This is a genomic window from Clostridium sp. (genome assembly GCF_021443865.1).
In the GTDB taxonomy this organism is placed as follows: domain Bacteria; phylum Bacillota; class Clostridia; order Clostridiales; family Clostridiaceae; genus Clostridium.
The window spans coordinates 1-11,759 of sequence record NZ_JABUTB010000065.1 but is presented as its reverse complement, the minus strand read 5'-3'; the positions used below and the strand labels follow the sequence as shown (position 1 = coordinate 11,759).

Sequence of the window (11,759 nt, the reverse complement as noted above, 5' to 3'; positions counted from 1 at the left end):
ACTCTATATATAGCAAATATTCTCATAGGTTTCTTCTTTAAGTAGCTTACAAACATATCCATAACAATTAATGATACTATAAAAGCTACAATAAATCCTAATATTAATGATACTGTAAAGGTAGCATTCATAATTGAATAATCGAAATTAAATAAATCCATTGCTGAAGATCCTACCATAGCTGGTACAGCTAAAAAGAATGAGAATTCTGCTGCAACTGGTGTTGAAAGTCCTGCAATCCATCCTCCCATTATAGTAGAAGCACTTCTTGACATTCCAGGCCACATAGCTAGCACTTGGAAAAGCCCTACTTTTATAGCTTGAATTGGTGTTATATCAAACACATCATTTGTAGGCATCTTTCCACTTCTTTTAGAAACTCTACTTCTGAATCTATTTTCTATTACTATTAATAATATACCACCAACTATAAATCCAACTACAACTGCTGATGGTTTAAATAAACTTTTTATCTTATCATATAATGTTAATCCTACTATTAAAGCTGGAATAGATGCAATTATTACGTTTATTCCAAATTTAAACCCTTTTTCTCCTTTTTTCCCACCAGAAAAAATAAAAGTAAAAAAATCTACTACTGCTCCCCAAAGCTTATTCCAATATAATACTACAACTGCTAATATTGCACCAAGTTGTATAACAACTTCAAACATTTTTGCAAATTCTTCAGTTCCTAATGCTCCTGTTCTAAATCCAATTAAACTACCAACTAATATCATATGACCTGTTGATGATACTGGTACAAACTCTGTTAAACCTTCTACTATTGCTATTACAATAGCTTTAAGTATATAAATAAAATCTAAACCCATTACCTTTCCTCCCTTATGTCTTCTAATACAACAAGTTTTATTATACCTTCATATATATATACTGTCTATTCCTTAAATCTTAAAAATTTATTATTTAAAATTTATATCTATTTTACTTGTTGTATCTACTCCATTTAGTGAAAGTTCCAAACTATTATTTCCTTCTGTTAGATTTATATCTTTATATTTCTTAACCTTTATAAATTCTTCATTATTTTCTCTAATATAATATTCATCAAGGATTTTACCATCTTTAAAAGCACCTATTATAAAGGCATTTTTATTTTCTTCATTTCCACTACTATTCTCTTGCTTTTTCATTAATATTATATATGCCTTCTCATCTTGGCTTTTAACATTTTCAATAGGGTTTTTATTCATTAACTCTTTATTCTCTGTAAATATAGTAGGTGGCAAGTATACTCCTTTAAATTTAAGGGTAATGTCCTCTTTATCCTTTATATATGTTATATAACTATTACTTTTTAACATATCTGTTGTATTGTCTATACTTATTGTATATGTATATAAAAGTTTCTTTAGCATAGGAATATAATCACTTCTATCAGTATTTCCAGTATAGTTTAAATTTCTTATATCTATATCTAATAATTCCATAGCACTACAAGGGAATCCATTATTGTCAAAATACCCCTTATCTATAAAATCAATCATTATCCATTTATTATATTCCTTACTCCAATACTCAACTACGTAATAAGACTTTTCCTTATTAAAACTAGTATTAAGCCTTTTGAATTCGCCAACTCTAGCTGTGTATCCAAGACTTTGAAGAATATCTCTATAAATTATTCCTAAATCTCTTGCGGATACTTTTTTAGATTCTGCCTTATCTTTTAAAATATCAAACCCATTAATTCTATTTGTACTTTGAATATCATCAAAAGTAATAATTTCATTAATTACATTAATAACCTTTATAGCCTTCTTTAGACTATCCTTTTCACCTTTTACTTTTTCTTCTACATTATTAGTTTGATTTAATATACTTATTTTTTTATCATCTTCATCACTGTAAAAAAACTGTATATTATTCTCATTATATATATTTTCCCAAGCCTTAACAGTTACCCCTTCTTTATATTTATTCTTATAAATATAAAGAAATCCAACAATTATAATAAGTAGAACCAAAATAACTTTTATTGATTTTTTAGCACCTTTCATATACCCTCCAAAACCTTTAAATAATTTTTTTTATAAAAAAAGTGCTAAATAGCACTTTTAATATATCAATTTCAACCCTGTAATATTAAATTCTTCAGTTTCATCTTCCATATATTTGTCGTAAGCTTTTTTAATGGAATTATAATTATCTATTATTATATTTTTCTCTTCATCCTTTATACCTGCTGGAATTTCTGAATAAGCTGCTTTAAGATTTTCAAAACCTCTTAACAAATCTTTTTCAACAACTAAATAATACCATGATGCATTATTTAGTGCTCTAACATCCTTCTCGTTCATAGAATAAGCCTTACGAGTTATCTCTATGCCCTCTTCATAATTTTCTTCCATTAAATAAAGAGCTCCTAAGGTTGTATAGTACTCTTGTATATTATCGTCAATTTCTATAGCTTCTTTAATATTCTCTATAGCATTTTCATAATTTTCTTCTTTTATATATATATCTGCAAGCTTTTTATATAAATCAGCATTATCTTTTCTTAAATTGATTGCAAATTTATAGTACTCTTTTACTTTTGCATCATTTGAAACATAATTAGTATAATAATTAGCTAAATTTAATATTGTTTCATAGTTAAAAGGTTCTTTTTTAATGGCTTCCCTATAATATATTTGAATAGTATTAAAATCTTTTTTACCATTTAGTATATTTGGTATTAGAATTCCATAACTTTCACCATTATTAATATTAGAGTTTATGCTCTTCTTTGCATAAGTTAAAGCTTCATCATATTTTTCATTCACTAAGGCTTTAAGTGATAATAAATAATATGTTGAATATGATTCCTTATCTATTGCTTTTGATTTATGTATAGCGGCATCTAAATATTCTTGGTTTATAATTTCTTTATTTGAATTATTGTATACTTCTTGTTTTATAAAATCAGTATTAATAGTATCAATATTTTTACTATCTAATTCATTAATTAAGTTTAATGCCTCATTAATAGAACCCTTATCCATTGAATATGCAGCTGCTAAAAACACTTTATATTCATAATCAATTGAATTATTTATTTTATTTTTTAATGTATCAATTAAAGAATCCTTATCAAATAAATACATTTCTCTTATTACATTAAATATTTTTATGTCATTATTATCTATATTCCAAGCATCTTTTAATAAATCTATTCCTATATCCCATCTATTAATTAATATATTCATATTAGCATATGTAACAATATTATATGATGAGTTTTCATCTAAAGGATAAGTATCTAAAAGTTCCTCTGCTTTGTACTCATTATTATTTTGTAGATATGCAACAAATAAGATTTTTGCAATATCTATATTTTGTCCATACTCTTCAATGTATTGTTCTCCAAAAGAAATAACATCTCCGTATTCTTGGTTGAAAGTAAAGGTAAATAGCATTGATTTTATTAATTCTAAATCTTTTTCTTTATATGCTTCATATCCTTCAGCTTTTATAACTTTGTCTCTTTTAATTAAAGCTTCTTTTAATAAGGTATTTGATTTTTCCTTTTCACCTTGTAATGAATATATATCTGCTATCTTTACTGTCCATATTGGCCAATTATCATCTTCTTGCATTTTTCTATATTCTTCAATAGCTTTATCATTTTCGTTTTTATAATATAAATATTCTGCAGAATTACTAGTAATATTTACTTCTTCAACAGTAGTAAAACTCTTTATTGATATTATCATAATAAGAACTAGAAGACATGAAGTACTTATAACAAAAAGTGGTTCTACATATTTATTTTTAGAATTTGCTTTTTTATATAAAGAACTTATCTTTTTTATGCTATCTTTCAAAGCTTTAGTAATTGGTTTAAATAAGCTTTCAACTTTGTTAAAAAACGGTTTCAAATACGTTTCAAACTTGGTAAAAAGTCCCTTTACTTCTTTCATATTCCCCTCCAAAATAACTTTATCTATATGTGTTCTATTTTAAATACATATAGATTTTATCAAATATTAACCCCTTTTACAATTAAAATTTAAATATAGAATCTATCCCATTTAAAGAGCTGTGAAGTATATTTATCTTAGGTTTTTATTTTCTATATATCACAGCTCTAAACAAGTTATATTACTTCTACTTCTACTTTAACTTATATTCTTAAGCTTTTCTTCAAGCTTTGAAACTAATTTATACATAATAAATGCAATTACTGAAAGTATAACTATACTCATCATAACCATATCTAATTGAGATATTTGGCCACCATAAACTATTAAGAAGCCTAGGCCTTTTCTTGCTACTAGGAATTCTCCCATTATTACTCCTACCCAAGATAACCCTACATTTATTTTTAATGCTGATATTATAACTTGAATATTAGCTGGGAAAACAAGATATCTTAAGGTTTGAAATTTATTTGCTTGTAAAGTCTCCATTAGTTTTAATTTTCCTTTATCCACCTCATTAAATCCAGTTAATACAGTAATAATAGTGGTTACGATTGAAATAAGCAGTGCTACAACTATAATTGCCGTAATACCATTACCAACCCAAAATATGACGATAGGGGCAAGAGCCACCTTAGGTAGTGCATTTAATACTACAAGGTATGGATCTAATACTCTTGATGCAAAGGGAAAAGACCATAAAATAATAGCTATTATAGCACCTAATACTGTTCCTAAAGTGAACCCTAATATTGTTTCATAACATGTGATTAGTATGTTACTTAAAAGAGTTCCTTCCTTTATAAATGAAATTAATGACTTTATTATTCTACTTGGACTAGATGTCAAAAAAGGATCTAAAATTTTAAGTTCTGCTAAAGACTCCCATAGAACTATAAAAATAATTAATATCCCTAATCTAAATAAAGTCACCTTTAATGAATCTCTTTTTACTTTCTTTATATACTCTAAATGTTCATTACTCATTTACAATGTCCAACTCCTTCCATAACAAATTAAAATATTCGTTAAATTCTGGTTCTTTACGCCTTTGAAAAGGAGTAGCATCTTTATTATTAAATTCAATCTTCACATCTAATTTTAGTTTTGCTGGTCTTTTAGTAAGAACTATTATTCTATCTGAAGTAGCAATGGCTTCTCCTAAATCATGGGTTACCATTATAGCGGTTTTCCCTTCTTTTTTTATAATTCCCTTTACATCATCACAAACCTTTAATCTGGTTTGGTAATCTAAAGCTGAAAATGGTTCATCTAAAAGAAGCACATCTGGATTTAAAGCAAGAGTTCTAATTAATGCAACCCTTTGTTTCATACCTCCAGATAATTCAGTTGGTTTATGATTTTTAAATCTATCTAGTTGATAATTTTCTAATAACTTATCTACTCTTTCAATATTTTCTTTAGTATTTATTTTTTTCACTTTAAGTCCTAGCATTATATTATTTTTAACAGAAAGCCATGGAAATAAATAATCTTTTTGAAACATATATCCCATTTTATCTAATCTATTTTTAACAATTTTATCATTATAAATTATTTCACCTTCAGAAGGCTTTAATAAACCACTAATTATATTTAATAAAGTGGATTTCCCACAGCCTGATGGCCCAATAATACTTACAAACTCGCCTTTTTCTATTGAAAAATTCAACTTATCTATTGCTTTAGTTTCTGCATTTATAGAATGATAAGTTAAACCTATATTTGAAATATTTATTAAACTCATTTCCTAACCTCCTTTCTATATGTATTAACACTATATTCTAAGGAGCTGTGAAAGCAGCTCCTTAGAATGTAAAATATAAAATTACTAGACTTCATTTATTCTATAAACTTTTCAAGGAGTTTTTTCTTTTATCATACATTTTACATTTTTTCATTTTTCATTGTTCATAGCATCTACTTAGCTTTCATTGTTTCTTCTGCAAAAGTATTATTTACTATCTTTTCAAATGAAGGTCTTTCAGGTAATAGACTACTATCATAACTTTCTATAACATCCATTAATCTTGTTAAGTCTTCTTCTTTTATTGAAGGCTTAGTAGCAATAGCATTTATTTCTTTATAGTTTTTTACAACTGAAACTATTATATCTTTGTCTGTTCCAGGGAAGAATGAACTAATAGAATCAGCTATTTCTTCATTACTATGTGTTTCAACCCACTTTTGTCCCTTATAAATTGCATTAGTAAAGCTTTGAAGTATTCCAGGATTCTTATCCATATATGATTTAGTTACAAAGAAACAAGTATATGGTAAATTTCCAACTTCTTTTCCAATAGATGTAATAATCTTACCACTACCTTCTTTTTCTAACATTGAAGCTGTTGGTTCAAATAAAGTAACGTATTCACCAGTTCCAGCTTTAAATGCTCCAGATGTAGCTGTAAAGTCTATATTAGTTACCATATTAACATCAGTTTTTGCATCTAATCCATTTTTCTTTAAAGCATATTCAAATGCCATTTCAGGAACTCCACCTGGTCTTCCTCCTATGATTTCAGCACCTTTTAAATCTGTCCATTTAAAGTTTTCTTTCGCTTCTCTTCCTACTAAAAAGGCTCCATCAGTTTGAGTTAATTGAGCAAAAAGAACTGGATAGTCCTCCCTACCTTGATTGTTAATGTAAATTACTTGTTCTGGTCCTGCAAAACCAATATCTGCATTTTTGCTTAATACTTGTTGCATTGTCTTGTCTGCTCCTTGCCCTGTAGATAAGTCTATTTCTATTCCTTCTTCCTTAAAGAAGCCTTCATTTATTGCAACATACATAGGTGCATAAAATACTGATCTTACTACCTCATTTAACCTAACTTTTGTTAACTCTTTATTTTCATCAACAGTCTTTTTATTACAAGAAATTAAACTTAATGAAGTTATTCCTAATAAAGCCACTATTGATGCAATTTTAATTAATTTGCTTTTCATTTAATCCTCCATAAGAATAGTAATTAATCTATGGTTTATAATATGAATAGGTAGCAAATTTTGTTAAAAAATAAGGGATTTTAATTTATTTTTACTTTTATTGATGTGTAAATGTTTTACTTCATTTACTTATGTTTTTAATAGTGATAAATTAATAATAATAGTGTAAGGAGGTAATCTAATGAAAATATTTAGAGAAGCTATAATTATTCTTGGTATTTATCTAGTTGGAGAGCTAATTTCTAAGGGTTTTTCTCTTCCACTTCCTGGAAATATTATAGGGATGATAATTCTTTTAGTATTATTATGTACAAAAGTAATTAAAGTTGAGAATGTAGAAAGCATATCTTCATTTTTTTTAGATCATTTGTCATTTTTCTTTATTCCAGCTGGTGTAGGGTTAATTTCGTCCTTTAGCTCAATAAAGGATAGTTTAATATATATTTTACTTTTATGTTTAATTACTACAGCCATTGTAATTGTGTCTACTGGCACTATCGTTCAATACATAATAAAAACTAAAGAAAAAAAAATTCAGAAAGGATACAATGAGAAGTAATGGAAATATTAACAGAAAACATTTTATTTGGAATAATAATCTCACTTCTAGCCTTTGAAGCTGGTTTGTTAATATATAAAAAAACTAAATCCCCAATTTTTAACCCTCTATTAATAGCTATAGCCTTAGTTATTGGCTTTTTATTAATTTTTAACATAGATGTTGATGTATATAACAAGGGTGGTCAATTTATAAATATGTTTCTTGGTCCTGCAACTGTTGTTTTAGCAGTACCACTATATAAGCAATTAAAATTATTAAAAAAATATTTCTTGCCTATATTAATAGGCATATTAATTGGAAGCTCTATAGGAATAGCATCAGTAATTTTATTAGCTAATATATTTGGATTAGAAGAAGTCTTAACTATATCTTTATTATCAAAATCTGTTACAACTCCTATAGGTATAGAAATTACAAATCAACTTGGTGGTTTAGCTCCAGTTACAGTATTATCTATAGTTATATCTGGAATTATTGGTTCTATTATTGGACCTTTATTATGCAAGAAATTTAAAATCAATGATAAAGTTGCTATTGGTATTGCTTTAGGAACAGCTTCTCATGCTGTTGGGACATCGAAAGCCTTAGAACTTGGCGAAACTGAAGGTGCAATGAGTTCATTATCAATTGGGATAGCTGGAATTATGACAGTATTCTTAGCTCCAATATTTTATGCATTATTATCATTTTTAATTAAATAAAGAGGTGCTATCGCACAATGTAAAATTAAAAATTTAAAATGTAAAATAAATGAATAAACTCCTAAAGGAGTTTATAATAAAGATATATTTTTAGTGATTTGGAAGAAATCACTTCAATAATTCTTCATTATACATTCTAAATTTTTAATTAATTTCTGTTGCGATAGCACCTTTTTCATTTTTTCATTGTTAATTATTTAATTTCTACTATTGTTGGTTTTTTATCTTTAATAATTTAGTATTTAAAGCTCCTATGTTAGATGATTTCAATACTCTTTGTGTATTATTTCTAGTATACGCTTCAAGTTTAGTCATAAACTCATCTGGCTCTATTTCTTTATCATTTACAAGCTTTAATCCCTTTTCCCAAGAAGCTGTTAATGCAGGATTAAGAAGAGATGGTACAGAAACCTTTATTGCTTCATATATCATTTCTCCAAGATTAGTTGGCGTTATAATTTGTGTCTTTTTATTAGCTTGCATATATTCTATATTAATTAACTTTTTAAGAATTTCTGCTCTAGTAGCTGATGTTCCAATTCCAGCTCCTTTAATATGTTCCCTAAGTTCTTCGTCTTCTATAAGCTTTCCCGCATTTTCCATAGCTATTATCATTGAACCAGTAGTATATCTCTTTGGTGGTGAAGTCTCACCTTCCTTTATTTCTAATTCATTAATAATTAGCTTAGTTCCTTTTCTTAAGTTTTCAGGAAAAGCTTCTTCCTTTTCTTCTTTATCATTGCCTAATATAACTAGATATCCTTTATCAATACATACCTTCTTATTTAAAATAAAGTTTTCTCTACCAACTAATATGGTAATAGCCATTTTACTATATTGTGCTGGAGGATAAAATATTGATAAAAACCTTCTTAAGATAACAAAGTATACTTGTTTATCTAGGCTAGGTAACTTTAATAAAGTATCTTTTCCTTCTCCAGTTGGTATTATTGCATAGTGATCAGTAATTTTACTATCATCTACATATTTACTTTTTAATATGCTCTTTGAATAATCCTTTTCTATTATTTCATTTGCTACATTAGATAGCTCTTCCCCTATTGGCATATTCTTAAGTTTTATAACATTTCCTTTTATTCCCTTTGCAACTGCTGTAGATAATACTCTTGCATCAGTTCTTGGGTATGTAACCATCTTCTTTTCATAAAGATTTTGAACTATTTTTAATGTTTCATCTGGACTAATTTTAAATCTCTTTGTACATTCATTTTGAAGTTCTGCTAAGTTATATAAAAGAGGTGGGTTCTTCTTCTCTTTAGTTTTCTTAACTTCTTTCACAGTTCCAAAGCCTATATCTCTTAATTTAGTAATTAATTCTTCAGCATCTTCCTTCTTGTTAAAACCTACTTCACTATATAATTTAGGAGATTCAAAATAATCTGATCCTTCTATTGCCTTCCAATCTGCTACTATTTCTACACTGTCTTCTTCCTTTGAGAATTTACCAGATATCTTATAAAATGACTTTTTATTAAAGTCTCTTATTTCTCTTTCTCTTTCTACTACCATTCCAAGAACACAAGTCATAACTCTACCTACAGCTACAACAACATTCTTATCCTTTTGTAGAATATTAGCAAGAGTTTTACCATACAAGAGTGTTAATAACCGTGAAAAATTTATACCAAATATATAATCTTCTTTAGCTCTTAAATATGCTGAATGTGCTAAAGAATCATACTCTGACAAGGGCTTCGCCTCTTTAATCCCTCTTTTTATTTCCTCTTCAGTTTGAGAATCTATCCACACTCTTTTCTTTACTTTTTTAGGATTACCAGCCATATCATCAACTAGTCTATATATATATTCTCCTTCACGCCCAGAGTCGGTACAAACATAAATTGTTTCTACATCTTCTCTATTCATTAAACTACTTACAACATTAAATTGTGCAGAAGCAGAAGGAATTACTTCATATTTATATTCTTTTGGTAAAAAAGGTAAGTCTCTTAAATTCCAAAATTTTAATTTTTCATTATAAACCTCTGGGTAACTCATTGTTACCATATGTCCTACACACCAAGTAAAGATGCTTTTTTCACCCTCAATATATCCGTTGTTTCTCTTCCCCTTGACATTTAACAACTTCACAAATTCCATAGCAACTGAAGGTTTTTCTGCAATAAATAAAGTTTTCCCCATAGAAACTTCCTTTCTAAATAAAGTAGACCTTCATAGAAGGTCTACTTTATTATACTACAACTTAATTTACATTTCATTAAAAACCCAAATAAAGAAGTTCAAAACTCCTGCAAAAATTAACCAAAGCATATATGGAACAAGTAATACTCCAGCAATTTTATCTATTTTTACAAACTTTATAAAGGTAATAGCAACAAAAATAAATAATATTATTATCCATATAAAGGCTATTCCGTATAACCTAAATGTAAAAAATATAAAGCTCCACATAAAGTTTAATATTAATTGAATTAAGTAAAAGAAATATGCTCCATTATCTTCATTATGTTCTTTATTTCTTATATATATCCTATATGCTGCAATTCCCATTAATACATATAGAATGCTCCATACTATAGGAAATACAATGCTTGGTGGTGTGAAAAATGGTTTTTTAACATTAACACTATAAAAATTAATAGCATTCCTATTTATGTAAGAAGCTAAAAATCCACCAAGAAGAGGCAATAATATATTAAAAACTAAGGGAATAATCTTAATACTTCTATTAAGTTTATTTTTCACATATAACACTCCTATATAAATTATTCTTTATTATATATGCTTTAATAATTATAGTTATGTTATTAGAAGTAAATATCTGAAAACTCAATATCTATTTTTTGTTGAAGTTCGTTCATAGTCATATAATGCTTTAAATCAGTTTCTTTTGCCTTTAAGTTTTTATTATATGGCAATTCTATTTTATATAAATTCCCATAGATTTCTCCTGCATTTATACTAATTTCTCCTCCATGGAGATTAACTAATCCTTTAGTTAAATATAAACCTAATCCGCTGCCTTCTGAAGGTCTACTAAAAGAAGCATTTACCTTTGTAAATTTTTCAAAAATCACATCTCTTTTGTCTTTTGGTATAGTCTCTGCATCATTTAAAACTTCAATTACTATCTTCTCATTTTCAATTCTTATAGAAACATATATATTTCCATTTTCTTTTCCATACTTTAATGAGTTTGATAATATATTTAGCATTATTCTTTCCATTTGATCTTTATCACAGTTTAAATATATTTCTTCAAATTCTGGATCATAAATAAGATTAGTGTTTTTTAATTTCATATAATTATCACAAGATAATATTATATTTTCAATAATATCAACTATATTGTAAGTTTTAATATCACTTTCTAAAAATCCATCTGAAAGCTTATTACTATCAATAAAATTATTTATAGTTCTAATAAGTCTTAAACAATTTTGCTTAATAATTTTGTTGTTATTATTAATCTTATCTATTTTATTATCCTTTAAATAGATATTATTTAATTGAAGAGCTGAATAAATTACATTAATTGGAGTTCTAAGTTCATGAGAAATATTCGAATAGAAGGCTTCATTTATGTTTTCTTCTTTTAGCTTTTTTTCTATCCTTAATAGTTCTTTTCTTTGTTTTATTATT

At 26.8% G+C, this 11,759-nt stretch carries 11 protein-coding genes; 2 read left to right on the top strand and 9 right to left on the bottom strand.

All coding sequences use genetic code 11. From position 1 onward, the window contains the following. The 6 genes from HUJ77_RS11560 to HUJ77_RS11535 all read right to left on the bottom strand — a co-directional run. The coding region (locus HUJ77_RS11560) for an undecaprenyl-diphosphate phosphatase (RefSeq protein ID WP_291708783.1) at positions 1 to 833 on the bottom strand (833 nt) is incomplete at its 3' end. Between the two features lie 90 nt (positions 834 to 923). Then, positions 924 to 2,021 carry a hypothetical protein gene (locus HUJ77_RS11555; RefSeq protein ID WP_291708782.1) on the bottom strand — a complete coding sequence of 366 codons (1,098 nt, stop codon included), beginning with the start codon at positions 2,019 to 2,021 and terminating at the stop codon, positions 924 to 926. A gap of 57 nt (positions 2,022 to 2,078) precedes the next feature. After that, positions 2,079 to 3,923: a hypothetical protein gene (locus HUJ77_RS11550; protein WP_291708781.1), complete on the bottom strand. Its 1,845-nt coding sequence runs from the start codon at positions 3,921 to 3,923 to the stop codon at positions 2,079 to 2,081. A 198-nt stretch (positions 3,924 to 4,121) separates the two neighbouring features. Further along, positions 4,122 to 4,910: an ABC transporter permease gene (locus tag HUJ77_RS11545; RefSeq protein WP_291708780.1), complete on the bottom strand. Its 789-nt coding sequence runs from the start codon at positions 4,908 to 4,910 to the stop codon at positions 4,122 to 4,124. Further along, positions 4,903 to 5,670, bottom strand: coding sequence for an ABC transporter ATP-binding protein (locus HUJ77_RS11540; protein ID WP_291708779.1), 768 nt, complete (start codon positions 5,668 to 5,670; stop codon positions 4,903 to 4,905). Before HUJ77_RS11540 ends, HUJ77_RS11545 begins: the two co-directional genes overlap by 8 nt. A gap of 173 nt (positions 5,671 to 5,843) precedes the next feature. Continuing rightward, positions 5,844 to 6,872: an ABC transporter substrate-binding protein gene (locus HUJ77_RS11535; RefSeq protein WP_291708777.1), complete on the bottom strand. Its 1,029-nt coding sequence runs from the start codon at positions 6,870 to 6,872 to the stop codon at positions 5,844 to 5,846. A gap of 181 nt (positions 6,873 to 7,053) precedes the next feature. Between HUJ77_RS11535 and HUJ77_RS11530 the strand changes: the two genes are divergently transcribed. Both HUJ77_RS11530 and HUJ77_RS11525 read left to right on the top strand, forming a co-directional pair. Next, a complete protein-coding gene (locus HUJ77_RS11530) occupies positions 7,054 to 7,431 on the top strand; it encodes a CidA/LrgA family protein (RefSeq protein WP_291708775.1) in 378 nt (125 codons plus the stop codon). Then, on the top strand, positions 7,431 to 8,135 hold the full coding sequence (locus HUJ77_RS11525) for an LrgB family protein (RefSeq protein WP_291708772.1): 705 nt from the start codon (positions 7,431 to 7,433) through the stop codon (positions 8,133 to 8,135). The genes HUJ77_RS11530 and HUJ77_RS11525 overlap by 1 nt, the downstream gene beginning before the upstream one ends. Before the next feature lie 207 nt (positions 8,136 to 8,342). Here the strand turns inward: HUJ77_RS11525 and HUJ77_RS11520 are convergent, their stop codons facing one another. The 3 genes from HUJ77_RS11520 to HUJ77_RS11510 form a co-directional block, all read right to left on the bottom strand. Then, positions 8,343 to 10,298, bottom strand: coding sequence for a DNA topoisomerase (locus tag HUJ77_RS11520; RefSeq protein WP_291708770.1), 1,956 nt, complete (start codon positions 10,296 to 10,298; stop codon positions 8,343 to 8,345). 66 nt (positions 10,299 to 10,364) lie between these two features. Then, a complete protein-coding gene (locus HUJ77_RS11515; protein ID WP_291708767.1) occupies positions 10,365 to 10,862 on the bottom strand; it encodes a TspO/MBR family protein in 498 nt (165 codons plus the stop codon). A gap of 62 nt (positions 10,863 to 10,924) precedes the next feature. Further along, positions 10,925 to 11,759: HAMP domain-containing sensor histidine kinase (locus HUJ77_RS11510; RefSeq protein WP_291708765.1), on the bottom strand; the 835-nt coding region annotated here is incomplete at its 5' end.

Coding starts and splice junctions, on each gene's coding strand:
- HUJ77_RS11555 (WP_291708782.1), bottom strand. CDS start 2,021: ATGAAAGGTGCTAAAAAATCAATAAAAGTTATTTTGGTTCTACTTATT.
- HUJ77_RS11550 (WP_291708781.1), bottom strand. CDS start 3,923: ATGAAAGAAGTAAAGGGACTTTTTACCAAGTTTGAAACGTATTTGAAA.
- HUJ77_RS11545 (WP_291708780.1), bottom strand. CDS start 4,910: ATGAGTAATGAACATTTAGAGTATATAAAGAAAGTAAAAAGAGATTCA.
- HUJ77_RS11540 (WP_291708779.1), bottom strand. CDS start 5,670: ATGAGTTTAATAAATATTTCAAATATAGGTTTAACTTATCATTCTATA.
- HUJ77_RS11535 (WP_291708777.1), bottom strand. CDS start 6,872: ATGAAAAGCAAATTAATTAAAATTGCATCAATAGTGGCTTTATTAGGA.
- HUJ77_RS11530 (WP_291708775.1), top strand. CDS start 7,054: ATGAAAATATTTAGAGAAGCTATAATTATTCTTGGTATTTATCTAGTT.
- HUJ77_RS11525 (WP_291708772.1), top strand. CDS start 7,431: ATGGAAATATTAACAGAAAACATTTTATTTGGAATAATAATCTCACTT.
- HUJ77_RS11520 (WP_291708770.1), bottom strand. CDS start 10,298: ATGGGGAAAACTTTATTTATTGCAGAAAAACCTTCAGTTGCTATGGAA.